The following is a 25,848-nucleotide window of genomic DNA, read 5'->3' as shown; positions in this document are numbered from 1 at the left end:
TGTTAGCCAATACAAATGTCCACTTTTCACTGCCAGCTACCGGGAGCAAGCCTTTGGCCATACAAGTCAGCGAAAAAAACGGTATAACGATTATCGCGATACAAGACGATATGACTATCTATACCGCGAGCGAACAAAAAGCCCGGCTCTCGAAATACTTACATTCGGGACGCGAGCTGCAGATTAACTTGGCCGGCGTTTCCGAAATGGACAGCGCAGGTTTGCAGCTTTTGTTATGGCTCAAGCAGGAAGCGGGCCGTAATGATATTAAATTGAGTCTGGTTAGGCATAGTCAGGCAGTTGTCGAAGTGTTGGAGTTGTTGAATTTGACAGGTCACTTCGGCGATCCGGTGGTTATTTCGGCGAATTGGAACGCATCATGAGCGAATTAGACGCGGCAATACAGACTTTCGTACAAGAAGCCGACGAACTGCTGGCCGAAATGGAATTGGCGTTACTTGGTCTGGAAGATAACCCGGACGATAGCGAAAGCATCAATAGCGTTTTCAGGGCGATGCATACAATCAAGGGCAGCTCGGGCTTGTTCGGATTCGATTCTATCGTCGCATTCGCTCACGAAGCCGAAACGGTCCTGGACCAAGTCAGACGAGGCCAACGCGAGATTGACGGCGCATTGATCTCGACATTACTGAATTGTAAGGACCATACATCCAAACTGATCGAGCATTGTTTAACGGAAGCGGAACAAGAGTTGTCGCAAGAATTGAAGCTGACGGGCGAGTCTTTAATCAAGCAATTAGGCGGGGCTACGATAAAGCAAGAAAGCATGCCGGTTGAAGCGGACTCGAAGCGCGGGAATTCCGAAACGTCTGAAACCGAGGACGATACGAACGGAAACGATTGGGTGATTCTTCTGGAATTCGGTTCCGATGCCTTGCGTAATGGCATGGATCCGTTATCCTTTATCCGGTACTTGAAAACGCTAGGAGACATCGTCGATATCTTGACTTCGACACCGGACTTACCGACCGGCGAGGCTATGGATCCGGAGAGCTGTTATCTGCATTTTAAAATCGTATTTCGAGGTAACACAGATAAACAAGGCATCGAAAGCGTTTTCGAGTTTGCCGAGGACGACTGCGAAATTAGAATTATTCCGCCACATTCGCAAATCGAGCATTACCTGAGTCTGTTGGCCGAACCGTCCGACGAAGACGACGCCCAGGTCGAACGCTTGGGAGAAATGTTGATAAACATCGGCGCATTAACACCGAAGGAAGTCGCCAAGGCTTTACAGCGGCAAAGCGAAGATAAAGCCGAATCGCCGGAACAAGCGAAACCGATTGGCGAGATTCTGGTCGAGCAGCAATCGGCAGAGCAGCCGGTTGTAGAGCAAGCGCTCAAAAAACAGCAAAGTGTCAAACAAAAAATAGCGGCCGAAGCCAACTATATTCGAGTCGATTCGGAAAAACTCGGTAAATTGATCAACTTGGTTGGCGAATTGGTGATTTCCGGCGCGGCAATGCGCATGATGGTCGACCGGCACGGCTTGAGCGATGTCGAAGAAGTCGCGGTCAGTATGAACGATCTGGTCAGCGAAATTCGCGATACCGCGCTCGAACTCAGAATGGTCGCGATCGGCGAAACGTTCTCACGATTTCGGCGCGTGGTACGCGATGTCAGCAACGAGCTGAATAAGCAAATTGAGCTCAAGATTACCGGGGGCGAAACCGAACTCGATAAAACCGTCGTCGAGAAGATCAATGACCCGTTGACTCATTTAATTCGCAATTCGCTCGATCACGGCATTGAAATGCCGGAACAGCGTAGGGCGGCCGGCAAGCCGGAACAAGGCACCGTCCATCTCAATGCCTATCACGATTCGGGACATATCGTCATCCAAATCGCCGATGACGGTGCCGGATTGAATGACGAAAAAATTAGAACTAAGGCCATTGCCAACGGTTTGATAACGGCAGATCAAGTATTGACCAAGCAAGAAGTTTTTGACTTGATTTTCGAGGCGGGTTTGAGCACGAAGGATGAGGCGAGTAATTTATCGGGACGCGGCGTCGGCATGGATGTCGTCCGCCGCAACATCGAGGCGCTAAGAGGCTCGGTGAGTCTTGATAGTGAACCGGGTCAGGGTACGACGGTCACTATTAATTTGCCGTTGACCTTGGCGATTATCGACGGTTTCATGGTTGAAGCCGAACAAGAATGTTACATCATCCCGCTCAGCATGGTTGAGGAATGCGTTGAAATGAGCCCCGAAGAGTGCGAAGTCGACGAGATTCAGCATTATGTCAATTTGCGAGGCGAAGTGATGCCTTATTTAAGGCTTGGCGATTATTTCAATAATCGCAAGCAACATAGCAATATTCACCGGGAAAGCATGGTCGTGGTACGTTTCGGCCAGACTAAAGTCGGATTCGTGGTCGATAAGCTGCATGGCGAGCATCAAACGGTCATCAAACCGCTAGGTAAGGTCTTCGAGCAACTAAAAGGCATCAGCGGCGCGACGGTATTGGGTAGCGGAGATGTGGCATTGATTTTGGACGTGCAAGGCTTGGTGCAGTTCGCGACAAGAGATAAGAGTCGTGCATCAATCGGTTTAGCCGGTTAAAGGATGTCTCGCCAATGTATTAGTCAGTAAAGGAGCTGATTTATGAGTAATTTAGTCGTCAAGGGAAAAAGCGGTCAGGAGTTAGCGGCGGGGTCGGCCGATCAATTTCAACAATATTTGACTTTTTTGGTCGGCAAGGACAATTTCGCGATCGGCATTTTGGACGTCAAGGAGATTATTGAAATCAGCAATATTACCCGCGTGCCAATGACGCCTGATTACATCAGAGGCGTGATCAATTTGCGCGGTAATGTCGTGCCGGTGATCGATTTATCAGCGCGTTTGGATCGACATCCGAGTGAAATTACCAAGCGCAGCTGTATTGTTTTGGTCGAGGTCGAAACGCATGGCGAATCCCAAGTCATCGGCATGTTGGTCGATCAGGTCAATGAAATTCTCGATATTCCGCAAGCCAATATTCAGCCGCCTCCCGATTTCGGCGCCGATATTAGAACCGAATTTATCCAGGCGATGGGCCGGGTAGACGATAATTTTATTATCTTGCTGGCCATTAACCGAATTCTCTCGATCGACGAACTGTCGCAATTACAGCATGTCGTTAAGTCGCAAAACAGCGCCTCGCAAACCGATTCCTCGGAATTGGCATAATTTTCACGAATAGGGACTCATCTCATGGCTATCAATGATCTAAAAGTAAAAACAAAAATCCTAAGCGGTGCCATGTTGTTAGTGGCGATAACGGTTGTTTTCGGAGGCTTGGCTCAGGTATATATGGGTCGTGTTTCCGGGGCATTGTTCGGCATAACCGATCATGATGCCAAAGCGGTTGAATATGCGACCGGTGTCGAACGAATGGCACTATTGACGATCATGGAGGAAAAAAATTATTTGTTGTTCGAACGAGACGAGATTCATCAACGCGCAGAAGACAATGTGAAGCAATTGTTCGGCTATCTGGACAAAGTGGATGAAGTTGCTAAACAGTTCAACAATAACCGTTTATTGGAGCAATCCCAAGTCGCTCGCCGGGATACGAGCCGCTATGCCGAGGAATATCGTAGAGGGGTGGCGGCGCTGAAAAATAATCGAGACCTAGTACGGCAGATGGTTGATCGAGGCGAAATCGTCATCAATTCCGCTGCCCAATTCATGGACATGCAACGCAACGCCTATACCGATGCGATGGAGCAAGGTGCCGATGATCGAACCTTGGATCAATACGTGCAGCGCTATATCCTCACTACAAATATTCGAATAGTGGCTAACCAAATCATTCGCTTTGAAAAAGAAGAGGTGAATTACAAGGATCGAAAAGGTTGGACTCAAATGACTGTGTTGTTGCCGAAATTGATGCGCTTATATGACGATTTGGAGCAAATCACTTCTTCGCAAGCAGCATTACGCTTGATTGAGGATGCCCGCCGGGCGACGACGGAATACCGGCAAGCTGCCGAAAGTTGGATCAAAAACGACGATGAATTGAAGCAAATTCTGCAGCGCATGGAAGAACTGGGGAGTACTGTGATACAACAAGCCCAGGATGCGGAAAATGCGGGTGTTGCGCAACTAGCAGTGGCTCGTGAGCAAGCGGAAACTTTAGTCAAGGAAGCGAATATGATCATCATTGGCACGATTATCATCGCGGTAATTTTAGGTGTGATGATTGCCTTGTTCCTTGCGTCGCTGATCACGAAACCGATCATTAAAGGGGTTACTTTTGCGCAATCGTTGGCGGAAGGCGACTTGACCACGACGCTCGATATCGACCAAAAAGATGAAATCGGAATCTTGGCGGATGCCTTGAAATCGATGAGTCGCCAATTCAAGGAGGTCGTGCAAGGGGTACGTTTGAATGCCGATGGTTTGGCCAGCGCTTCTCATGAAATTAGCGCGACCGCCCAAACCTTGAGCCAGTCGGCGATGGAGCAGGCTTCTAGCGTCGAGCAAACGACGTCATCGGTCGAGCAACTCAATGCATCGGTTCAGCAGAACGTCGAAAACGCCAAGGTGACCAATGACATGGCAAATTCTTCGGCGCGCGATGCCGCATCCGGCGGTGAAGCGGTCAAGCGGACCGTTTCCGCTATGAAGGAGATAGCCAGCAAAATCGGTTTGATCGAGGATATTGCTTACAAGACCAACTTACTGTCGTTAAACGCGGCAATCGAAGCCGCGCGAGCTGGGGAGCACGGTAAAGGTTTTACTGTCGTTGCGGCCGAGGTGCGTAAACTAGCCGAGAACAGCCGAGTGACCGCACTTGAAATCAACGAGCTGGCGACCAAGAGTGTGAGTATCGCGGAAGAAGCCGGTAAATCGCTTGAAGACGTCGTGCCGAATATTCAAAAAACGGCGGATTTGGTCGAGGAAATTACAGCATCATCGGAAGAGCAAGCGCAAGGCATCAGCCAAATCAACGATGCGATGAGCCAGTTGGATCAAGCCACGCAACAAAACGCTTCCTCTTCGGAAGAATTGGCCGCGACGGCGGAGGAAATGAGCGGTCAAGCGGAACAGTTACAGCAAGCCGTAGCGTTCTTCAAGGTCGATAATGTGGCGACGAATAACGTTCTTGTCAGAAAAGCTTCAATGCAGAATAAACCTTCGGCATCGAGGCCTGTCGCAAAAGCCAATACAGCAACTTCGTCTCGGTCTTCGGGAGGAGTATCGAACGCCGATCCCGATTTCAAGGATTTCGAAAAGTTTTAGCTTGTTTGTTACCATGAAGGTCATGAAGAATAAGAAATTAATTCAATAACTTGTTATGAGTTTATATGGGGGCTGATGCCGCATAATGTTTATAGTTTGTTTTTATTACCATGAAGATAATGAAGGAAAGAGTATTGAGCGCTTTATGAACTGTTCAGATATCACGGATGAACTCATTAAATAAATTCAATGTAGTCACACAGCGTTTTCAAAACCAGTTAATGACTAAAAAATATCAAAACGATGGCGGGACTGGAGTGCAGGCTTCGCCTGCACTCCAGTGGTGTAATTATTTACACCCCCTATCGTTCCCACGCTCCGGCGCTCATCGTTATTCATAAATTGTAGGGTACGCTGCGCGTACCAAAGCCGGGCCCTGACGGCTCGGTTGGCACATGAACATTGCGGGGTTACCATGGTACGCACAGCGTACCCTACGCGGATCGCTCAGCGCTAGGTGATCCGCGAGTGTTAAGTGACAGTAAATGGTATCGAGGTCTCATTGGCTAAGATTGCAAAAGGGTAATTTTTGACTTATGTATAACGATGAGCGCAGAGCGTGGGAACGATAATTGCCGGGGGACTGAATAGTTACCCAGTGGTAATATTGATGACACAGGCTGTTAATGGTTGGTCACTCAATTAAATTAAAAACATTGTATCTTCAAGTCCTTCATGCTCTTCATGGTAAAAAATAAGTGACATTTTTTGGAATCAGCACCCGTTTATATAGCTTTTGTTCACCCGAGAGTTTAGCGGGGAAATTTGGGTAATCTCTTGAAATACTTCATGAGCTTTATGGTTAAACTGCCAAATTTAGGCTCATGCTTTTTGGGTGAATATCGTTTTAACCTGAAAAGAGCAGTTGGCATGTGTTGTAGACCGTTCGTGCTGAGCCAAGTCGAAGCATGAACGGTCTACAACACTTTCACCGGCCTGGTGAAGCCTCAAACTACCGTTCACCCTTCGACAGGGCTCTCCTGAGCGTAGCCGAAGGGCTCAGGGCGAACGGTAGTTTGAGGCTCTCAACTGCTCTTTTTAGATTTAACGCTTAGGTTTGCTGCTTAAACGGCAGATGCTTTTCGGCCTGCAAGCGGTATTTTTGGATTTCAGCGGTTTCCCATTCAAGAAAATCGTCGATGGCAGCGGCAAAGCGCCGGTCTTTGATCCAGTGTGCCGAATAGGTGTAAACCGGCTCGAAACCGCGAGCGATTTTATGCTCGCCTTGCGCGCCGGAATCGAAGCGTTTTAGATTATTAGTCAGACAATAGTCCAGTCCTTGGTAGTAGCAAGCTTCAAAATGCAAGCTATGGTATTCCTCGTTACATCCCCAATAGCGTCCGTAAAGCGTATCGCTTCCGATAAAACTGAGCGCTGCGCCTATATAGTCGCCGTCTTTGACGGCAACGATCAGTAGTAAATTTTGCGGCATCGTTTCGGCGATTTCCAGAAAAAAGCCGAGATTGAGATAAGGCTGCATGCCGCGCTTGAAATAGGTCATTTGATAGAAGCGATAAAAAACCTCCCAATCTTGCGCCGATATATCTTTTCCGAAAATTTGCCGAAATTGAACGGATTGTTCTGCAATGCGCCGGCGTTCGCGTTTGACTTGTTTGCGCTTGCCTGCCGAAAAGCCATCGAGGTAGTCGTTAAAATCCCTATAGCCTTTATTAAACCATTGGAATTGAATGCCGGTTCTAAGACTCAAGCCCTCGGACACAAGTTGTTCGGCCGAGGTTAAATCGGGAAACAGACAATGCCAGGAAGAAGCGCCGGTATCGGCGATCGTTTCTTTTATGTAAGAAGCAATGAATGAGACGATGCGCCGTTGGTCCGCGCCGGTTTTGATCGCGATACGCGGTCCTTGACAGGGTGTGAATGGGATAGCGGTTAGCAACTTCGGGTAATAAGCCAAGTGGTGGTTATGATAGGCTTCGGCCCACTGATAGTCGAAGACGTACTCTCCTCGCGAATGAAATTTAAGGTACAAAGGCATTAATGCGACCGGCTCGTTTTGTTCGTAAATCAACAAATGCCGGGGCTGCCAGCCGGTTTCAGGGCTAGTCGAATGGCTGCGTTCCAAAGCCGATAAAAATTCATGGCGCAAAAAAGGGTAGTTTGGACCGGCCAAACTATTCCATTGGTCTCGGTCGATTTGAGTAAGGCTGTCGAGCTGAATCGCTTTCATGAGGCAAAAAATAGCATGAAGTATGTCGAATAGTGGAGTTCATTTGTCATTCAGCCATTCCGATGCATGATTAACTCACCATTTAGGCGATAGGGAAAGGTGCGATATGAACTTTATTAAAAGATTATTTATTTTGTCGGTTTTCTTGAGTGTTTCGGCTTGCGCGCGACAAGGTTTTTATCGGCAGTATGACGGGCCGGTGGTTGTCGAAAGAGGACGGTCTGTCAGTTATGTTGTCGAGCGTCCTTATCCGGTTTATGTACAACCAAGAAGGACGGTCGTCAAGACGATCGATTATCGACCGGCACACAATTCGGGAAAATATGTTTCAAGTCACAGGTCTGCGCCTAAAGCGTATCAAAAAAAACCGCAGGCAAGGCCACGACAAGCTATTCGTGCGCGTTCTGCCACGCCTCGTCCCGCCCTTCCGGATTATAAAGCAGGAAATAGATCAAGACCGGAAAGAGTGGTTAACTATAAACCAAAAACCGAACCAACGAGGCGGGGATCTTACGGTCGACCGGAGGAACCTCGGCGTTCGCGTCAAGCTTTCAGGTCAGAGCAAGTTTCCGGCGAGAGAGGCAAAAGAAGAAAAGCCGATAGAGATTTCAATAGCCGAGACGAGCGTTCGAAAGACAGTCAAAGATCACGCGACTATACCGAAATGCGGCAGCGGGAGCCGGCACGAAATACCGGTGCGAATGACCGGGTACGGCGATAGCGACCTGTCGGGCCGTTCTCAGAATAACGAGACAATAGCGGATTTCGTAAGTCAAACCGAATTATCTGATTATCCTACCCAATCAGGATGCATGATTAAGGGGTAATGCTTGAGTCATTGCCATAAAAGCCGAAAACATGACCTCGCAAATTATAATATACCCGTAGATCAAAACTCGGCACAGGGGGGCTCGTCAATGGACCAGCACCCCGAGGCCGAATTTTCATCTACAATGAGTATACTATCGCTAAGAAGACTTTTTTAAATGCCGTTTACGGTAGCGGTTGACGCGATATTTTTCATGAAAATAGCGAACAGAGCTGAGCAGCGATTGTTTATTGATCGCTTTACGGGAGCGGATCATGCTGTCATGCGGTAATGACTTTACCAGTACATGATGCCGTTCGATGTGCTGGCTGAGAACAGAAAATAAATTATAGTCTTCCAAAACCCGGCGACGGGCTTCAATAATGTAGGGTAAACGTTTTTCGTATTCGTTGTTTTCGATGGCGTTCTTAATGATGCGGTAGGATTTTTCTACATCGAAAATATCGATATAAAAGAAACTTTCCTTTGGAAAATAATCCTCGACATTGGTACAGCCGTAGTAAAAGGGGAGCGTAAAGCCCAAAAACGCATCGGCCAGTTTTTCGGTCCAGTGATGGTCTCCGACGAAATTTTCAATTGCGATATGATAGCGGTAAGCATCTAGCGCAACGGCTTTGTCATCCATATCGCGAACGCCGTGACCGAATATCTCCAGTTCGGGGAGCCGCTCTTTGAGTGCCTGAGTGAATCGATAGCGTTGGTTATGCAGTGTATGTTTTTGTTGTTTGCTGGAGCAGACCGTTGAAATGGTTTGGCTTTTGTCAGGCTGCATGGACAAGAGTCGGTCATAAGGTATTTCGCTGTTTTTGCCTATTCCGTAGAACCAAATCAACGCCGGTTGCGAATATATTCTATTGCGATGCGGTAAAGCGAATTCCTCCTGGCTCGTCAAAACATAATTGAATTGGGATGTATAAGGACTTCCATATACTTTAATTGTGGAGGGCTCGGTTGTAATTAGTAGCGTGTGTTGTTTAGGGCAATGCAGCTTTTTAACGCACGAAGAAAATCGCTCTCCGCCGACTTTAGGCAAGTCGTCATAAACGACAAGCCAGTCATAATCTTGCAAATCAGGGTCGAAATTAAACTGGCAACGTCCCCAAAAAAATGAGTTCCCAGGTAATTGCCTGATAAACATGCGGTGTTCTGCCTTGGTTAAAAATTTAACGACAATGGGGGATTGCGGGATAGATGGTTTCATGATCGTTAGATTTTATTGAATTGAAAGGTTGGCTTTTAAAAAATGGCATTGACTAGAGGTCATGTAGGGATATTACTCTATAAATTATGGAATTAAAAAATGATCAATTATACTTATTCTCCACGAAATTCGAATCTATTGCCTTATAAAGATAATTAATCTCAATAGGTTTAATTTAGAACGATTAGGAATAACGAATTTGAACAAAAAGGTTAAAACTTGTTGGGTATTGACGCTGGGAATACCCGGAATGGACAACCAATCTCTCGGCTTAGCCCAAGCATTAGGTTTGGAAGTCGAACAAAAGCGGATTTGTTTGACCTGGCTATGGTGGCATTTGCCGTCGCGTTTTTGTTTTTCGCCATTGCGTTTTTTGGGGCCGGGTAGCTCGGACTTCAGCCCTCCCTGGCCCGATGTCGTGATCGGGACCGGACGACGCACGGTAGCCGTGGCTTTGGCAATAAAAAAAGCCAGTGGCGGCAAAACCTTCAATATTCGCATACAAGATCCTTACTACGCCTACGATAAGTTTGATGTCATTGTTGCGCCGAGACATGACGGCTTGTCGGGTCCCAATATCCTGAACAGCATCGGCGGACTCCATACGATTACACCGGCTCGTCTCAAGCTTGCAGCCGAGCATTTTGCGCAGCAATTTGCCGACCTCCCTCGTCCTTTAGTTGCCGTAATGGTGGGCGGTTCCAATAAATGTTATCGAATGACGGCCCAAATTGGTAGGCAGCTCGGTGCTAGGCTAGCGGCATTGTCAAAAGAAACCGGAGCGGGCATTTTATTGACGACTTCCCGGCGTACCGACGCCGAAGTCGAAGCCGTGTTGCGTGAAGAGCTGAGCGATACGCCTTCGTTTATTTGGGACGGTTCCGGTGAGAATCCGTATTTGGGTTTTCTAAGCTTGGCGGATGCAATTTTGGTAACCGCCGATTCGGTCAATATGGTTTCCGAAGCGTGCACGACCGGAAAACCGGTTTATGTCATAGAACTTGACGGTGGCTCGGATAAATTCAATCGATTTCATCAAATCATGCAATCGGAAGGCTATACAAGGCCTTTTAGAGGAAAGCTGGAAAACTGGACTTACACGCCGCTCGACGATGTCGGCAATGCAGCGAGGGAAATCGGTCGGCGGTTGAACTTGAAAGCCAACTCAAAAATTGACTAACCTTAATCTAAAAAGATCATTTGAGACTTCATCAAGCCGGTGAAAGTGTTGTAGACCCTTCATGCTTCGACTTAGCTCAGCACGAACGGTCTACAACACATGCCAACTGCTCTTTCTAGGTTTAATGAAGATATGGGGTGTATCTAGCGAGGATGTCGTTAGAAGGCAGCTGCCGTTAAGACCCGTAGATGGGGGCATCCAGCCCTATGTTCTAAATGTTTTAGTTGCCGGAACGAATTGCGATTATTTGGGGCTGGATTCCTCGACAGGCATACTTCTCACCCTAAATCCGACGGTAAATGCTCTAACTGGGTATTACTGACAAGTTAATGTTATTTTTCATGACTCTAGTCTTTTTTGATTGAGTGCTTGCTTTAAGTTTCGCGAGAGTTCCGTCGCGTAAAACAGAGCAAACCGATCAGCCCGCTAACAAAAAGCCAGCTTGCTGCGGGAATGGGTACGGGGTGAACGATAATATTCGAAGATTGATAACTATAAGCAATTTCGTTAATGCCTATGCTATATCCATCCGGCCCGAATAAAATTAGAAATCCGACAGACGATACGGCATTGACAAAAATGTCCAACCCATCGTTTCCAGTAACTAGCGGTGTTCCGGCCAAAATGTTGGTATCGGTTTCTAAATCGAACACGCTAAATTCAACATTGCCTTCGCCGCTCCCGTAAAATCCAAGAAAAAAACTATCCAGCATTAGGGTAGTGTTCTCTTCGGTTACCGAAAGTTTCAAAGCACAGTTTTCACCGTGCCAACAAAACGCGGCGCCTTTTCCGGAATAGCCATCATTAAAAACGATAAGCTCTTTAAACCAATCATTGTATGGATCCCAGTCTAATGATACAGGCCCATTGCTGCCGAAACCCGGTGCCTCTTTCTCAATAATCGTCCAATCGGCAAGTCCCATATCTTCAACTTTTACGATGGTGGATGTCGCGTTAGCAACATTGATAGGGATCAAAAAAATCAGCAATACCAGGCTTTTCCACAAACTGGAAAATGAGTTACTTAAGAATATTGAAAATTTCATAAAATACTCAACTTGATTTCATTTAGGCGAAGACCAAAAACCTAACTAAGAAAAAGGCAATTATCAGGCCTAAAAAATTACGTGTTTGATATGTAGTGTGTCCATCTTTCTCAAACTCTGCGTCATTGCCATTAAATTAAGCCGTCATCTTTAGGCTCTTACTCGTTTCTACCGCTCCAGCGCAGGAATGCATAACGATCTTGCCCCGGCAGCCAAGGTTTGGTTCTCACGGAGGACCGTGGGAACCAGAAACGGCTTTTATCCGGCAGTTGGATTCGATTCCGGAAGTCCCTGCCGAAATGGTGTGTTTCCGTACACTAACATAATGGCAGCACTCCTCTACGTGGGAATGCTCCCTAAAACGCTTTGCGGTTCGGGGACCCAGTTTGGAGAAATTATTTTTTACCGTATCTTTAGGTAACGGCCTAAAGATCTTCTCATAACTAAATAAGGCAATTTTTAGGCCTAAAAAAATAAGTACTTGATATGTAGGCGTATGTTTTACCATGAGAATTGGATATTCGTGAGGGTGTAAAAAATCCTGACAGAATGAAGGGGCGTTATTGAAATCCAAAGAGTCAAATCCGAGAAAAGGTGTGTTTAAAACCCATAAAAATCAAACTAAGTCACTGGTTGAGAGTTGAGAGGCATATGGAGAGTAAATATTCAGTCCCCTCAACTCCCCGAGAACTTTCATCATCCGGGGTGATTGCCAGTCCTTCATGAACGTTAGACGGTTTTTTCATTCAAAAGGGAGTAAAAAAGAATATGTAAAATATTTCGACAAATTTTTTATATATTTTGAAAGCAGTAATGATTTTCCTGATTAGCAAGATGCTTCAGCTTGCCGAAGCCAAGTGTCCGAGCAGGGGGGCAGTGGTAGTCGCAAAAACTAAAATATGCTGTTACCCAAGCTCCAGCTCTCATCGTTATACATAAACTGTAGGGTACGCTGCGCGTACCAAAACCGTGCCCTGGCGGTTCGGTTGGCACATGAACATTGCGGGGTTACCATGGTACGCACAGCGTACCCTACGCGGATCGCCTAGCGCTAGGTGAGGGAAAGCCGAGTGTGTCAAGTGACAATAAATGGTGTTGAGGTCTCATTGGCTAAGCTTGCAAAAGGGTAATTTTTTTCTGGTTCCCACGGTCCTCCGTGGGAACCCATACCTTGTCAGCCGAGGCAAGATCGGTATGCATTCCCACGCTGGAGCGGTGGGAACGAGGAAAACGGTAATTTTTGACTTATGTATAACGATGAGAGCTCCAGCTTGGGTAACCTGTTCAGGAAGCTGGAGCTTCCGGGGTGTCTTTCCCAAGCTGGAGCTTGGGAAAGAGCGTGATGTGGGTTGGCCGTTTTTAGCTTGACGCGCATGGCTTACGAACCCCGTCGTGCTAGGGGCATGCTGATCTTTGGGCTTTAGCTGAAGAAACTTGCTAATCAGGATGATTTTTATCGGTGGATAGACTCAGTGGCATACTTAGGGTTTGGTGATAAATAACGCCCTGGAACTATGCGCTTTGTTGAGGGGGCGGTAACTCGCTTGGCAGGACGTGGTAAATCCAGCGACTAAATTCCATAGCCTATTGGCCATGATTGATTACATAGATAATCTAGGTGCTGGGTAAATGTAATTATTCAGTCCCCCGGCAATTATCATTCCCACGCTGCAGCACTCGCCGTTATACACAAGTATCGGTAAACTTGCTAAACACAGTTCGTCATATACCTGGAAACGGTGCTGTTTGATAAATCTGGCGGATATTGAACTTCAGTGGCTTTCCCTCACCTAACGCTAGGTGAGGGAAAGTCGGGAACGTTGGGCGACAAAAAATGGTATCGAAGCCTCATTAGCTAAGATTGCAAAACAGTAATTTTTGACTTATGTATAACGATGAGCGCTGTAGCATGGGAACGTAAGGGAGTGTAAATCATTACGGGTAAATAAGTCCTGTCGGGCGAGTGACCGCACCCACCATAGCTCGCATTTTCATTTGCCGGGGCGATGACCTGGCCTTCATGAGCGTTACTATAAGTTACTGCGATATCACGAATCCCGGATCCAATAGTTCTTGATACACCTTCAGTGTTTCCGAACACATTTTATCCAGCGTGAAGAGAGAATTAGGCTGAATCGTAGGCGGTCCGTCGTGGAGCCATTTTTTTGTGGTGTCGGTGGCTTGTTGAATATTCCCTACTTCAATATTGCCTTGCGGAAATAAAAGATCCAGTTGCTCTTTGACGCCCCCATGGCTATAAGCAATAACAGGAACGCCGAGACTTAAAGCTTCAGTAACGGTGCGACCGAAGGATTCCGCTTCTTTCGATAGAGAAAAAACGGCTTTTGAGATGGCAATGATGTTTTGTAAATCGCTACGATGACCGGTAAGCGTGATGTCATCGCCCAGTTGCTCTTCGTGGATCAATTGCTCGAGTGTTTGCCTGTATTCAGTTTTCTTTGGACCGGTTTCGCCGACGATCAATCCGTGAAAGCGTAAGTTCATTTGCTTTAATTCGGAAAGGATGGCAATGAAGTCTTCGATGCCTTTGCGGCTTGATAATCGTCCCGCGAACGTTAATAGAGGCTTCACTTCGGTTTGCGGATAAGCGCTAAACCATTCTTTTAGCCAAGACTCATTCGGTCGGTAATCCGGATTATAAAGGGATGTATCGACACCGCGATAAATTACCGTGATCTTGCCAGGATCGACATCGGGATAGGAATGCAAAATATAATCGCGCATCATGTTAGAAACCGTAATGATGCGCTCGCTCTTAGTCATGATTGCGCTATAACGGTTAACCGAATGTTGCCCATGAAAGGTCGAGACCAGTTTCGGTCTTTCATGGGCCGGCAAACTTTTCCAAGCTAGATAGACCACCCAAGCAGGTAGCCTCGATCGAACATGAACGATGTCCGGCCGGATTTCGCGCATGAGTTTTTTGAGCCATGGGATATATTTTAGCGTCAATAGCCTTTTCGCGCCGATATCGGCTTCGATATGCCGACTGCCCTCGTCGATGAGTTGTGGGACCATGCGTCCGCCAGCAGAAACGACGATCGATTCGTGGCCTTGTTTTACCAAATAATGGCCTATTTCGAGCGTGCCTTTTTCGACGCCGCCGCTGTTTAATGCGGGTAAAACTTGGATTACCGTGATTTTTTTATTCGACATGAAGGGGCTAATTATAATTATCGAACGCCATTATCGTTTCGATCGGCAGTTTTTGCTCGAAGTGTACTGTGGCTGCCGTTAATGCTCAAGTATAAGGTGCGTCGGTCAGCCGGAAACTAATTGTGAATTCTAAATTTGGTTAGCTTTGGGAAGGTTTTCGTTGGGTTGCGATTTCGAAATTGTCATCGTTCCTTTGAAAGCAAAACTTTTCTGTTTTTCTTGTTCATCGGTCTTCTTTTTTATATCGGTGGCGCTATCGATAACGATACGGCACGCGGAGAATCCAATTAACAGATCTTCCTGTAAAACGACTCGCTTAAGCTGCCCGTCGGTTTTCAATGCTTTTGAACGGACCCAGAATTTATTTACAGGGAAGCCTTCTTTTGATAATGACGCGAATCCCCAGCCCGATAGATACTGTCTGTTATCTGATTTCGGTTCTTCATAGAAGTGCTTTAATCGTAAGTTTAGATAGGGGCTAGAGATGTTGTTTTGCCCTAAGACAATTGCACTGCTTTGTATCGATAAAAGAGTTAATTCGCGGTTGATATGGGCAGACCCGGAGAATTCCGATATGAGAGTTTCTTTTAGTTTGCTGCTTTTTGCTTGATTAATAGTGAAGACTTGTCCATGAAAGGAATCGGGTTCTTCCGCTATCGCATTTAAAATAAGCGGTTCCGTTTTTCCGGGTGAAACGATTTTGATAACATTGGTTTTCGGTTTGTTGTTTACACCTTCGACAGTAACCTCTACCGAATAGTCTCCCTCGACTGATTCGCAGCCAGTGGCGAGAGCTGCGGATTTGGCAAGATCAAGTGCGCTATCTAAAAGTATTAGGCTTATTTGTTCCTCGTTATTCAGGTTTATCGCAGTCATTGCTGCAGGGCCTTTGTCAAACATACTCGGTGCTTTTAGAGGCACCAAGTCTGCTTGAGCTATTAAGCTGTAGCCTAAGGTTGTTGCGAATAAGATGGGGAGTGAAATCTTCATGGTTGGGGCCTGTCAATTACTATTTATATACTCATCGTAGATGAAAATTCGGCCTCGAGGTGCCCGTCAAAGGACGCCGTAAACCCAGCACCTAAATTATCCAAGACAATTAACCATGTCCAATGGGCTATGGAATTTAGGTGCTGGGTAAATACGTCCATGTAGGCTCTATGCTAGCTAGCTCCATGCTGGCAAAGCCTTTGCGAGCGCCATGGATGGCGTGAATGTCGATTTTGCAGGAGCAAAATCGACCTAGCGCCCCGAGGCCTCCTCCGGCACTGCCGAAATTTGAAGTGCGGAAGGCATAAAGAAGAGTTGGAATGAAATAAATCATCAATTCTCGTCCTTCAGCTTTTTTCCACAGGGAGAAGTTAGAGCTTTATTGAGTTTCATTATGGAGGTGTTTAGTAAAAGCCCGCTTCACATCAGCTTATTTGTAAATCTAATCAGATAGCCAAAAAAAGGTAAGCGTTCAATTTCCCGCTTAAATCTACATTTTGTAGAGTAGGACTTTGGTGGGTTAGGAAGGTTTCTTGGTTAACAATCTTATTATGCCCTCTTTCTTTTCAAAGAGGGCATAAGCTCACGAAAAAGCTATGGATTAAGCTCATCGACCGGATCGCCGGGGATTGCTGATTCGACGGTAATATGGCCTTGTTGTGAAATAAAATCCGTATTGTTATAGCCGGTTGTATCGATTGTAATTCGGCATGAAGTGGGGAGAGTCAATAAATCCCTAACTAAGATTGTTCGTCCTTGATCATTACTATGGCGTTGAAATTTAATGCGTTCCCAGTATTTTGAATGGGGAAATTTCTGATAGGAAAGCGAGCTCATCCCCCAGCCGATGTTAGTGACGTACTCCTCTTGTATTTCATTAGAAGAGATGTTGCTAAAATTGGTTATGGCTAGTGTGCTAAATCGATGAGTTACCGAAATGAAATCTCTTAACTCCAAATTTCCGGTCATTGACATCGTTTCACCAGCTCCGTCAAATGTATATATAGCCCGGTAAATATCGATTGGAGTGAATTCATACGAGGTTGGGCCTCGGGTGCTAACTACATAAACACCTGATGCATCGGGCATATTTTCATAGTTTGCGCCAGCTAATAGATAGGTCGTATTGCCGGGAAGTTTGGCTGATACCATGTTGTTTTGCTTTCGTTGGTCGTCAGCTCCAGTCGCAAATAAGCTAATTTGATATTTGCCCCTCATGATAAAACAACTGCTTGCATTTATTTTGGCGTTCACGATGTCCATAATGCCTTCATACAAAGAAACAGCGGTTTTTTCTTGTGGCGATAGTACCACCGGCGTTGTTACATCGGAATCGTCGGTAATATTGTCTTCGGAAGCAGGTTCGGACTCATCGGCAGTAGCTTCGCCAGGCATTAAGTTATGCTCAGTTACAATTTTGTCGTCGGCAGTTGGGTCAAGCTCCTCCGTATAGGCAAGGTTAGATAAGCCAAGTAAAAAAGCAAAGCTAGCCAGGAGAATAGCGTAACGTTTCATAAATTTCCCAAAATATTATTGTTTTAGTCAATCTATAAAATTTCTGGTTTTATAAATTGCACGGGTCCTAGGGCAATCTCATTCTCGGTATTAACAACCGATATACCGATAGGAAAAACAGTGTTAAGTCAATAAATAGTGCTAGTTTATCCAGTAAGAGAATTACAATTATTTTATAGAAAAAAGTATTAAATTATTCTTGCTTATTGGCTAAGTTCCAGTGCCTGGAACTCAAATAGATCCATGGCTGAATAGCGTACTATGACCTCAATATTCCAATGTCCAATACCGATATTTTATGTGTGAAAGGTGTATATATACTGAAACGATTTTAAAAATAAATATAAAATTACAAGCCTATTCGATCGGTTATAGTTAAGTGTGCAATTTAATATTTATGCTAGTAGATATAGCTATTGATGCTTGTCTTTATTAAAACCACCCGGTTCAGTACCGAGTGGTTTTAATTCAGTCGTTAAGTTAATAATTAATTGCCATTGCCAGCAGTAGTGACCAAGCTGCAGCTATTCAGTTCGGTATCAGGTGCGCTTGGAGTGACCTGAGAAACGGTCAAATTGCCGTCTTGCCAGAACAAACCGGGTTGGCTGTAGCCTACAGTTGACAGCGTGATTCGGCATGCACCAACACCCACTAAACGGTCTTTTTGGAATACGGTACAACCTTGTTGGCCGTTGTCGCGAACCGCTTTGGATTTTTGCCACCATTTGTTGACCGGATAGCCGGATTTTGACAGGACTTGCAAGCCATAATCATAGATTTCATAAAATTCACCCGGACCGTAAGTGTTGCCGTGGTAAAAGTCTTTGATGGCAGCGCTATAGAATGTGTCGGGTCTTCCGTTTTGGCCGGCAACTCTTAAAGAGGTTCTTTCGTTGACCATCAAGTTATTAAGATGGTTGTAAGTGTATCTTCCGCGCAGGCTATCTACTGCAACGTTGTTTAAAATGCCGGAGATTGGAGATTGAGTAACGTCGATGTTTTGGCCAAAACCGGCAACCGGTGCTTGTAGGGCTGCTTCAAGTCTTACGCCGTTAAAAGAATTGACTTCGAGTTGATTGAAAGTGTGGCCGTCGACATAGGCGCTGACCGGCACCGAAAAAGGCGTACATCCTTTTACATAAACAAGTGCTTCGGTGGCTTGCATGAGGCCTTCGTAAAGAGCGAAAGCCGCTCTTTCAGTGTCTCTCATATTGGTCATATTCAACAGAGGAGCTGCAGGTCCATTGTTGTATATGGCAGGAGCACCTGGAGGGTTGGCGCTGGCCAGGGTTGAAATGCCGAGCAATACGGCAGCTGCTGTGGTGGTGATTTTAGTTTTCATAAAAAACTCCTTTATTTTTTAAAGTATTGTTTTGCCATGGTTGTTAAAATAATTATTATATATATGGCAATTGTTTTGGTTGTAACGAACACGAGCTCTATTCAATAAATGAATATTAAATAACAACTATCGATCAATTATTTTGTAATTTAATACCCATAAAGCTCGATTAAGGTAGAAAATACCGCCCGGTATTTAATCGGGCGGTATATAGAGCTTGGTTATGGCACCTGAATCAAGCTGCAGCCATTCAGTTCGGTATCAGGTGCGCTTGGAGTCACCTGAGAAACGGTCAAATTGCCGTCTTGCCAGAACAAACCGGGTTGGCTGTAGCCTACAGTTGACAGCGTGATTCGGCATGCACCAACACCCACTAAACGGTCTTTTTGGAATACGGTACAGCCTTGTTGGCCGTTGTCGCGAACCGCTTTCGATTTTTGCCACCATTTATTCACAGGGTAGCCGGATTTCGATAGGGTTTGTAAGCCGTAATCATAGATTTCATAGAATTGGCCCGGGCCGTAAGTGTTGCCATGGTAAAAGTCTTTGATGGCAGCGCTATAGAATGTGTCAGGTCTTCCGTTTTGGCCGGCAACTCTTAGAGAGGTTCTTTCGTTGACCATCAAGTTATTAAGATGGTTGTAAGTGTATCTACCGCGCAGGTTATCTACGGCAACGTTGTTCAAGATCCCAGCAATTGGAGCTTGTGTGACGTCGATGTTTTGACCAAAACCGGGAACCGGTGCTTGCAGGGCTGCTTCAAGCCTAACGCCATTGAATGTTTGAACTTCGAGTTGATTAATGCCGTTGCCGTCAGAGTAGGCCGATACGGGCACCGAAAAAGGCGTACATCCTTTTACATAAACAAGCGCCTCGGTGGCTTGCATGAGGCCTTCGTAAAGAGCGAAAGCCGCTCTTTCAGTGTCTCTCATATTGGTCATATTCAACAGAGGAGCTGCAGGTCCATTGTTGTATATGGCAGGAGCACCTGGAGGGTTGGCGCTGGCCAGGGTTGAAATGCCGAGCAATACGGCTGCTGCTGTGGTGGTGATTTTAGTTTTCATAAGAAACTCCTTTACTTTAAATTTAAAGTATGGTTGCCATGATTGTTATGGTAATCGCCGCATCCATGGCAAATGCGGTGATTAAAAGAGCTAAGTGCTCAATTTTATTAATTTATTTTTTCTCAGATTAATTACCTGCTGATGCAGGCTGATAATCTGTATTACGCTTGAATGTCTTCGATTTCATCGTTTACATTAAGCAAGCTTTCTGCGCCAGGAAGTCACCAGTCCGATCATTGCTGTGCCCATCAGCCAAATAGCCCCTGGAACAGGTACATTGCTAACTGGTGCCGAACATGTAGTGCAACTAGTGCCCATTACTTCAAAAAGATATGGCGATCCGTGTGCTCCGAGTGGATTCCAATAAGCGGCATAATACTGACCGTCATGGCCGGCACCGTTATAAGACCATTCAATGGGAAACGACAGGCTTTCATTGGTGAGAAAGAGCCAATAGGCTGTGTTTGGTTGTAAAAGCGCCGCTTCATTGGGATCTTGCGACGGTGCGTCGAACCAAACGTCATTGCCGCCAAAATGTTCCAGCTGCACAAAGCTGTCGGGTATCGATAAGTCGAACAGTTTGTCTCCAGGAATGTGGGTATCCCCTCCCAAAAAGTTATTGCTATAAACAGCTAGCGATATACCGTAGTTTCCGGATGAATCCTTAAGAGAGACGAGGTCGCCTGAAAAGTGACCGCCGGACGCTAAAGATAGACGGACGCTGTCTAATAAGCAGCCATTAGGGCAATTAAAAGGATCTACCGTAAATCGGCCGGCTGCCCAATCAGGTTCGCCGTCCTCAAAAAAGGGCGCTACAAGCGATTCGCCGCCGGAATATCCAAAAGGGAAGGTGTCGTAGATAGAAACTGATGCGGAAGCGGTACCGGCAAAAAGGCCCAGTGCAACGGCAGCGCTTAATTTTTTTAACGGTGCTTTAATTTTCAACATAATTACCTCTAATATGTTTGAAATTAAGTGCGGCCAGACTATCTGATGCAAAATGGAAGGTATCAGATTCTTGGCTTTCCGCCCCCGCCTCGCGACGGGTAAGGCTTTTAACTTAATAGAGCTAAAAAATCCCTATTGTTTCAAGTTATCTGGCCCGGGCAGTTAAATAGATCTGTCGAGCCGTCATAATCCAGGCATTATCCCAAATGCCTCATAAATTATTCGTTAGTTTCGTTAAAAAGCGCTTAAGGTAGAAAGTAATTCATACGTTAAATGCGCTTCAGCTTGCCATATAGTTGGTGCTTGTAATTGGCAAGGTATTTTTTTGTTTTCGCATAAAGCACTTGCATAGAGCGTGCCATCAGTCGATTTTGTTCCTTTAAGGCATTGAATTGTCAATTAAATAAAATGTATTTTGTGACGGAGGGCGCGTTTATTTTGGTAGCTGCATTTCGTGATGTAAAAATTATTGACAGTTTTATGTCTTAACAAAAGCTTAAAACGATTAAATCCGCCAAACGTCAAGAAAAGAAAATATGCATTGTTAATGAGAAGTAGCAGCGTTTGCAGGGAAAATTTTGTAAACAACTGAAAGACAAGGAAAGTATGGGGCGTCATTACAGGCTGTTTTGTTCTTTGGGGCGCTTAGGCTTGCCGAAGGGCTGGGGGAAAAGGATGATGTAAAAAATTTTGACGAATGATGCAATAAATTGGTCCAACTTAAAAACTGGATCTGATTTTGCTTGCAAAAGAATAAAGGCGGATGTTAGTTGGCTTGTTTTTTTGCTTAATCGTTAATAAATTAATGTACGGAAAAACAGTTACATATGAATGTCTGGGTATTTTTGGGAGTCTTGAAAGGCTAAATGATTTGCTTTGAGATAAGTGTTAAATATTCTGACATAAGGCCGGATAAGAGAAGCTTATCTCGATACGGATAAAATATTTTGACTCGTAAGGGCTTGGTTATTTCATAGTATTGAAATAGGTTATTATTGGTCTTGGGGCTTATCGAAGCATTGTTCTCAAGTTTTATTAACCTCAGCTTTAATTGCACCCATGGTTTATAATCTGCCCGAATCTATATAGCCAGGACTGTTCAATGGATTACTCAATTGCCAAGTACGCGCCTGAATACCACCCCTTTCTTAGTTATTTACAGCACCAAGATAAATTGACCGATGCCGAGTTAAAAAAGGTCGATCGAGTCATGCAGTCGACCGTGGCCGAAACCTTGCCGCACTTATTGATTAAACTCGGTATTTGTTCGGAAAGCGATATCGCGGAAGCTTTTATTGTAACGCATGACATAGAAAAAGTCGGGGTCGAGGATTACCCGCTTGAAACGCCTTTGTCTAATGATGTGTCCCTGCGATTTCTGAAACAATTTCATGTAATCGGTTTACGCGATACCGATGATGCAATTCACGTTGCGGTAATGGATCCGGAAAATCGCTTTGTGTTGGATGCGTTGAAACTGGCAACCGGCAAGCCGATTATTGCGAAAGTCGGACTGATGTCGGAAATCGATGCCGCGCTCGAACTGCAATATGGCGAAGGTAAATCCCAAATGGATAAGCTATTTGCCAATCTCGAGACAGACGAGATTGGCGAAGAGGATCTGGAACACCTTAAAGATATGGCGAGTGAAGCGCCGGTTATCAAAATGGTTAATCTGATCATGCAGCGCGCGATTGAGAGCCGAGCTTCGGATATCCATATCGAGCCGTTCGAGCAGCGCTTGAAAGTCCGCTTGCGCGTCGACGGCGTGCTGCAAAATATCGATGCGCCGCCGGTAACATCGACCGCGGCCGTGCTTTCGCGCATAAAAATCATGGCCAAACTCAATATCGCCGAGCGCCGCTTGCCGCAAGACGGCCGAATCAAGCTGCAAATGCTGGGTAAGGAATTGGATTTGCGGGTCTCGACGATTCCAACTTTATACGGCGAGAGTGTCGTAATGCGCCTATTGGATAAAGAGGCGACAGTATTGGATTTTAAAGCCCTCGGGTTTGCGGGTAGGCAATACGAAAAATTTATCGAGGTATTGAGTCAACCGCACGGCATTATTCTGATTACCGGGCCGACCGGCAGCGGTAAATCGACTACCTTATATACAGCGCTTAAACAACTGAACACGGCCGAGCGTAAAATCATTACCGTCGAGGATCCGATCGAATATCAATTGGAAGGCATCAATCAAATTCAAGCCAAGCCGCAGATAGGATTAAATTTTGCCGCGGCGCTCCGGTCCATCGTCAGACAAGACCCCGATGTCATCATGATCGGCGAAATGCGCGATATCGAAACCGCACGAATAGCCGTGCAATCGGCGTTGACCGGACATTTGGTATTGTCTACTCTGCATACCAACGATGCGGCGGGCGGTGTGACGCGTTTATTGGATATGGGCTTGGAAGAATACCTGCTGAGTTCGACGGTGAACGGAATTTTAGCGCAGCGCTTGGTCAGAAAACTTTGTCCTCATTGTAAAACCGCTTATTCGGTCGATTCTGCATTGGCCGAAGAATTGAAGTTGAGACATTTTCAATCGGACGGCGATTTGGTCCTCTATAAAGCAACCGGCTGTCAGGCCTGCAACGGCCTAGGATATAAAGGGCGGATGTCGATCATCGAATTTTTGGTAATGACCGACCCCATTCGACGGTTGATCATGGCGCATGCGGAAGCTGGGGAAATTCACCGGTTGGCAATTGGCGAGGGAATGCTTACCATGTATGAAGACGGGTTGGTCAAAGCCTTGCAGGGCTTAACCACTCTGGAAGAAATTTTACGCGTGACGACGGAATCCTGATGGCACTCTATGCGTATAAAGCCGTAAACAATAACGGCGAAGTTGAAGAAGGTTTGCGTGAAGTCGCCGACGAAGGGGCTTTGATCGCCGAATTGCAAACGGAAGGTTTTATCCCGCTTCACGTTTCTTTATCGAAGGGCAGAACATTTCTCGGATTAAGACTGGGTGCTAAACAGCTTAGGCTGTCGCAAAAAGAGGTATTAATGTTGACCGGCGAGTTGGCCACCTTGCTGGATTCGGGCCTACCTCTCGACAAATCGCTTTCGGTGTTAATTGATTTGACCGAGGAAAATGAAAAATTGAGCAAATTGCTCGCGCGCGTATTGGAAAAAGTCAAAGGCGGGACGTCTCTTGCCGATGCCTTGCAGAGTCAAGCCGGCGTATTCTCCAAATTTTATCTGAATATGATCCGAGCCGGAGAAGCGGGCGGCAATCTGGGCGGCGTCTTGGTGCGCTTGGCGGACTATCTCGAGCGTTCGCGGGAGCTTAGGGATACGGTTAGCACCGCGCTGATATACCCGATCATTTTAATGGTCATGTCGTTTGCGTCGTTGTTTGTGATGCTAACTTTTGTCGTGCCTCAATTTACCGAGATGTTCGAAAGCGCCGGCCAGGCATTGCCGGTGCCGACTCAGGTTGTCGTGGGCCTGGCCAATTGGCTACAAAACTACTGGTGGTTATTGTTGGCGATAATAGTATCGGCCTACATTTATATGAATCATCAACTGGCGGAGCCGGCGTCTCGCAAAGAATGGGATGCCCGATTTCTCAAAATGCCGTTGGTGGGCAACATTTTACTCGCGATGGAAACCGCCAACATTACACGTACACTCGGCACGCTTTTAGGAAACGGCGTATCGATCATCAGTGCATTGACGATCGTCCGCGAGACCGTGTCGAACTTAACGCTGGTAGACGCGGTCAGAGATGCCGAAGAGCAGCTCAAACAAGGTCGTCATATGTCCGACGCTTTACTCGACAAGGGGGTATTACCTAAAATGGCGATGCAAATGATCCGGATGGGAGAGGAAACAGGTCGTTTGGAAGAGATGCTGTTGCGTGTCGCGACGATTTACGACAAACAGCTCAAAGTATCGATTCAGCGTATGTTGGCGTTATTGGAGCCGGTGTTGATCATAACCTTAGGGCTCATGATTGCCGGTATCATTATTTCAATCTTGTTGGCAATTTTGAGTGTAAACGATTTGGCTTTTTAGGAAAAAACATGAAACGACTGAGAATTAAAAACAGCGGTTTTACCTTGCTCGAATTACTCGTGGTATTGGGCATTATTGCGATGTTGGCCGGTGTTGTCGGTCCGCAGGTCATGAAGCATATGGGGGCGTCGAAAACCAAGACCGCCATCGTTCAAATCGCCGATCTTTCAGCCTCGCTCGATATGTACAAGCTCGATGTCGGGCGTTATCCGACCACCGAACACGGCTTGCAGGCGCTGATCGAAAAACCTAATGATGTGGATCGTTGGAACGGTCCGTATTTACGGAAAAACCGGATTCCTTTGGATCCTTGGCAACAACCTTATTTTTATAAATCGCCTGGCGAGCATGGCAAATTCGATTTGTATACGCTCGGTGCCGATCAAAAAGAAGGGGGAGAAGGCGAGGATCAAGATATTGTCAGTTGGCAATAACGTTACCCGGTGAGTATTTATTCGAGGTTTCCGGCGTCCTTTACTAAGATGGGATCGTACCCAGCCAATCGCGGGTTCACGATGATCGAATTGGCCGTAGTGCTGTTTATCATGGTGCTGGCCTTCGGCGCGGTCGGTATATCGATTTCATCCGGCAACGATGCATCGACGATTAAAACGGCGGCACGAGATATGATTTCGGCCCTGCGTTATGCGAGAGGGCAAGCCTTGATGCTCGGCGAAGAGACGACCGTGACGATCGATTTCGGCGACAACACCTATTATATTAGTACGCGCGATAAGGTTTACCAGATTCCGCAAAATATCCAAGTCAGGCTTGTGACGGCGGAAAGCGAGTACAGCCAGGACGGTCGAGCCAGTGTCCGCTTCTTTGGCGACGGTTCTTCAACCGGCGGACGGCTGACGATGGAATTGGATCAATGGGTGTGGCGCATCGAAATCAATTGGTTAACCGGATTAATCGACCTGACCGATGCCTAAGGAATATGTACAAAATAACTTCCCGAAACAGTAAGCTTTGTGGAGATTCTGCAGCAATTCCCAATTTGGGGATCAAACAGGGTGTGGGGTATGCTTGAAACCTAAATAAGGCTTTGTGTCGCTATCGCGACGCTTATGTGTAGTCGG

At 46.1% G+C, this 25,848-nt stretch carries 19 protein-coding genes and 1 riboswitch; of the genes, 10 read left to right on the top strand and 9 right to left on the bottom strand.

What is annotated here, in order from left to right:
* The first annotated feature begins 53 nt into the window (after positions 1-53).
* Genes ACRJJO_RS15835 through ACRJJO_RS15820 form a run of 4 tightly spaced genes read left to right on the top strand, consistent with a single transcriptional unit; the run spans position 54 to position 5,254 of the window.
* Complete coding sequence (locus ACRJJO_RS15835; RefSeq protein ID WP_431066641.1) at positions 54-383, top strand: STAS domain-containing protein; 330 nt, start codon at positions 54-56, stop codon at positions 381-383.
* Positions 380-2,587: a chemotaxis protein CheA gene (locus ACRJJO_RS15830; RefSeq protein ID WP_431066640.1), complete on the top strand. Its 2,208-nt coding sequence runs from the start codon at positions 380-382 to the stop codon at positions 2,585-2,587. Before ACRJJO_RS15835 ends, ACRJJO_RS15830 begins: the two co-directional genes overlap by 4 nt.
* A gap of 42 nt (positions 2,588-2,629) precedes the next feature.
* Positions 2,630-3,196 (top strand): chemotaxis protein CheW, encoded by a 567-nt coding sequence (locus ACRJJO_RS15825; protein ID WP_431066639.1) that lies wholly within the window; start codon positions 2,630-2,632, stop codon positions 3,194-3,196.
* A 24-nt stretch (positions 3,197-3,220) separates the two neighbouring features.
* Positions 3,221-5,254, top strand: coding sequence for a methyl-accepting chemotaxis protein (locus tag ACRJJO_RS15820; RefSeq protein ID WP_431066638.1), 2,034 nt, complete (start codon positions 3,221-3,223; stop codon positions 5,252-5,254).
* A gap of 1,051 nt (positions 5,255-6,305) precedes the next feature.
* On the opposite strand, the gene ACRJJO_RS15815 is transcribed toward ACRJJO_RS15820, so the two are convergent.
* Complete coding sequence (locus ACRJJO_RS15815; RefSeq protein ID WP_431066637.1) at positions 6,306-7,442, bottom strand: GNAT family N-acetyltransferase; 1,137 nt, start codon at positions 7,440-7,442, stop codon at positions 6,306-6,308.
* A 106-nt stretch (positions 7,443-7,548) separates the two neighbouring features.
* Here ACRJJO_RS15815 and ACRJJO_RS15810 point away from each other — a divergent pair, with 106 nt between their 5' ends.
* A complete protein-coding gene (locus ACRJJO_RS15810) occupies positions 7,549-8,163 on the top strand; it encodes a hypothetical protein (RefSeq protein WP_431066636.1) in 615 nt (204 codons plus the stop codon).
* Positions 8,164-8,410: 247 nt separating this feature from the next.
* On the opposite strand, the gene ACRJJO_RS15805 is transcribed toward ACRJJO_RS15810, so the two are convergent.
* Complete coding sequence (locus tag ACRJJO_RS15805; RefSeq protein WP_431066635.1) at positions 8,411-9,472, bottom strand: glycosyltransferase family 10 domain-containing protein; 1,062 nt, start codon at positions 9,470-9,472, stop codon at positions 8,411-8,413.
* Positions 9,473-9,671: 199 nt separating this feature from the next.
* On the opposite strand from ACRJJO_RS15805, the gene ACRJJO_RS15800 reads away from it, so the two are divergent.
* Complete coding sequence (locus tag ACRJJO_RS15800) at positions 9,672-10,652, top strand: mitochondrial fission ELM1 family protein (protein WP_431066634.1); 981 nt, start codon at positions 9,672-9,674, stop codon at positions 10,650-10,652.
* Between the two features lie 374 nt (positions 10,653-11,026).
* Here ACRJJO_RS15800 and ACRJJO_RS15795 read toward each other — a convergent pair whose 3' ends face one another.
* The 7 genes from ACRJJO_RS15795 to ACRJJO_RS15765 all read right to left on the bottom strand — a co-directional run bounded on the left by ACRJJO_RS15795 (position 11,027) and on the right by ACRJJO_RS15765 (position 20,734).
* Complete coding sequence (locus ACRJJO_RS15795) at positions 11,027-11,698, bottom strand: hypothetical protein (protein ID WP_431066633.1); 672 nt, start codon at positions 11,696-11,698, stop codon at positions 11,027-11,029.
* Between the two features lie 2,037 nt (positions 11,699-13,735).
* Positions 13,736-14,875 carry a glycosyltransferase family 4 protein gene (locus tag ACRJJO_RS15790; protein WP_431066632.1) on the bottom strand — a complete coding sequence of 380 codons (1,140 nt, stop codon included), beginning with the start codon at positions 14,873-14,875 and terminating at the stop codon, positions 13,736-13,738.
* 129 nt (positions 14,876-15,004) lie between these two features.
* Positions 15,005-15,865, bottom strand: coding sequence for a hypothetical protein (locus ACRJJO_RS15785; RefSeq protein ID WP_431066631.1), 861 nt, complete (start codon positions 15,863-15,865; stop codon positions 15,005-15,007).
* Positions 15,866-16,459: 594 nt separating this feature from the next.
* Positions 16,460-17,380 carry a hypothetical protein gene (locus tag ACRJJO_RS15780; protein WP_431066630.1) on the bottom strand — a complete coding sequence of 307 codons (921 nt, stop codon included), beginning with the start codon at positions 17,378-17,380 and terminating at the stop codon, positions 16,460-16,462.
* A 487-nt stretch (positions 17,381-17,867) separates the two neighbouring features.
* Positions 17,868-18,722 (bottom strand): hypothetical protein, encoded by an 855-nt coding sequence (locus tag ACRJJO_RS15775; RefSeq protein WP_431066629.1) that lies wholly within the window; start codon positions 18,720-18,722, stop codon positions 17,868-17,870.
* A gap of 221 nt (positions 18,723-18,943) precedes the next feature.
* Positions 18,944-19,786 (bottom strand): hypothetical protein, encoded by an 843-nt coding sequence (locus tag ACRJJO_RS15770; protein WP_431066628.1) that lies wholly within the window; start codon positions 19,784-19,786, stop codon positions 18,944-18,946.
* A gap of 195 nt (positions 19,787-19,981) precedes the next feature.
* On the bottom strand, positions 19,982-20,734 hold the full coding sequence (locus tag ACRJJO_RS15765; RefSeq protein WP_431066627.1) for a hypothetical protein: 753 nt from the start codon (positions 20,732-20,734) through the stop codon (positions 19,982-19,984).
* A gap of 25 nt (positions 20,735-20,759) precedes the next feature.
* Positions 20,760-20,849: riboswitch (cyclic di-GMP riboswitch) on the bottom strand.
* 987 nt (positions 20,850-21,836) lie between these two features.
* Between ACRJJO_RS15765 and gspE the strand changes: the two genes are divergently transcribed.
* Genes gspE through ACRJJO_RS15745 form a run of 4 tightly spaced genes read left to right on the top strand, consistent with a single transcriptional unit; the run spans position 21,837 to position 25,701 of the window.
* Entirely contained in the window at positions 21,837-23,549 is a 1,713-nt protein-coding gene (gspE, locus tag ACRJJO_RS15760) for a type II secretion system ATPase GspE (protein ID WP_431066626.1), read from the top strand.
* Positions 23,549-24,766 carry a type II secretion system F family protein gene (locus ACRJJO_RS15755; protein ID WP_431066625.1) on the top strand — a complete coding sequence of 406 codons (1,218 nt, stop codon included), beginning with the start codon at positions 23,549-23,551 and terminating at the stop codon, positions 24,764-24,766. The genes gspE and ACRJJO_RS15755 overlap by 1 nt, the downstream gene beginning before the upstream one ends.
* An 8-nt stretch (positions 24,767-24,774) precedes the next feature.
* The gene (gene gspG, locus ACRJJO_RS15750; RefSeq protein ID WP_431066624.1) at positions 24,775-25,200 is read left to right on the top strand and encodes a type II secretion system major pseudopilin GspG; all 426 of its coding nucleotides are present in this window, start codon (positions 24,775-24,777) and stop codon (positions 25,198-25,200) included.
* A gap of 48 nt (positions 25,201-25,248) precedes the next feature.
* Entirely contained in the window at positions 25,249-25,701 is a 453-nt protein-coding gene (locus ACRJJO_RS15745) for a GspH/FimT family pseudopilin (RefSeq protein ID WP_431066623.1), read from the top strand.
* The last annotated feature ends 147 nt before the right edge of the window (positions 25,702-25,848 follow it).

The sequence above is a fragment of the Methylotuvimicrobium sp. genome, assembly GCF_050611805.1.
GTDB lineage: Bacteria > Pseudomonadota > Gammaproteobacteria > Methylococcales > Methylomonadaceae > Methylotuvimicrobium.
The sequence above is the reverse complement of the archived record's forward strand: the minus strand, read 5'-3'. Positions and strand labels throughout refer to the sequence as shown.

Bases quoted from the DNA above. Each gene is read 5' to 3' on its own strand.
- ACRJJO_RS15830 (WP_431066640.1), top strand. From the start codon at position 380: ATGAGCGAATTAGACGCGGCAATACAGACTTTCGTACAAGAAGCCGAC.
- ACRJJO_RS15825 (WP_431066639.1), top strand. From the start codon at position 2,630: ATGAGTAATTTAGTCGTCAAGGGAAAAAGCGGTCAGGAGTTAGCGGCG.
- ACRJJO_RS15820 (WP_431066638.1), top strand. From the start codon at position 3,221: ATGGCTATCAATGATCTAAAAGTAAAAACAAAAATCCTAAGCGGTGCC.
- ACRJJO_RS15815 (WP_431066637.1), bottom strand. From the start codon at position 7,442: ATGAAAGCGATTCAGCTCGACAGCCTTACTCAAATCGACCGAGACCAA.
- ACRJJO_RS15810 (WP_431066636.1), top strand. From the start codon at position 7,549: ATGAACTTTATTAAAAGATTATTTATTTTGTCGGTTTTCTTGAGTGTT.
- ACRJJO_RS15805 (WP_431066635.1), bottom strand. From the start codon at position 9,472: ATGAAACCATCTATCCCGCAATCCCCCATTGTCGTTAAATTTTTAACC.
- ACRJJO_RS15795 (WP_431066633.1), bottom strand. From the start codon at position 11,698: ATGAAATTTTCAATATTCTTAAGTAACTCATTTTCCAGTTTGTGGAAA.
- ACRJJO_RS15790 (WP_431066632.1), bottom strand. From the start codon at position 14,875: ATGTCGAATAAAAAAATCACGGTAATCCAAGTTTTACCCGCATTAAAC.
- ACRJJO_RS15785 (WP_431066631.1), bottom strand. From the start codon at position 15,865: ATGAAGATTTCACTCCCCATCTTATTCGCAACAACCTTAGGCTACAGC.
- ACRJJO_RS15780 (WP_431066630.1), bottom strand. From the start codon at position 17,380: ATGAAACGTTACGCTATTCTCCTGGCTAGCTTTGCTTTTTTACTTGGC.
- ACRJJO_RS15775 (WP_431066629.1), bottom strand. From the start codon at position 18,722: ATGAAAACTAAAATCACCACCACAGCAGCTGCCGTATTGCTCGGCATT.
- ACRJJO_RS15770 (WP_431066628.1), bottom strand. From the start codon at position 19,786: ATGAAAACTAAAATCACCACCACAGCAGCAGCCGTATTGCTCGGCATT.
- ACRJJO_RS15765 (WP_431066627.1), bottom strand. From the start codon at position 20,734: ATGTTGAAAATTAAAGCACCGTTAAAAAAATTAAGCGCTGCCGTTGCA.
- gspE (WP_431066626.1), top strand. From the start codon at position 21,837: ATGGATTACTCAATTGCCAAGTACGCGCCTGAATACCACCCCTTTCTT.
- ACRJJO_RS15755 (WP_431066625.1), top strand. From the start codon at position 23,549: ATGGCACTCTATGCGTATAAAGCCGTAAACAATAACGGCGAAGTTGAA.
- gspG (WP_431066624.1), top strand. From the start codon at position 24,775: ATGAAACGACTGAGAATTAAAAACAGCGGTTTTACCTTGCTCGAATTA.
- ACRJJO_RS15745 (WP_431066623.1), top strand. From the start codon at position 25,249: ATGGGATCGTACCCAGCCAATCGCGGGTTCACGATGATCGAATTGGCC.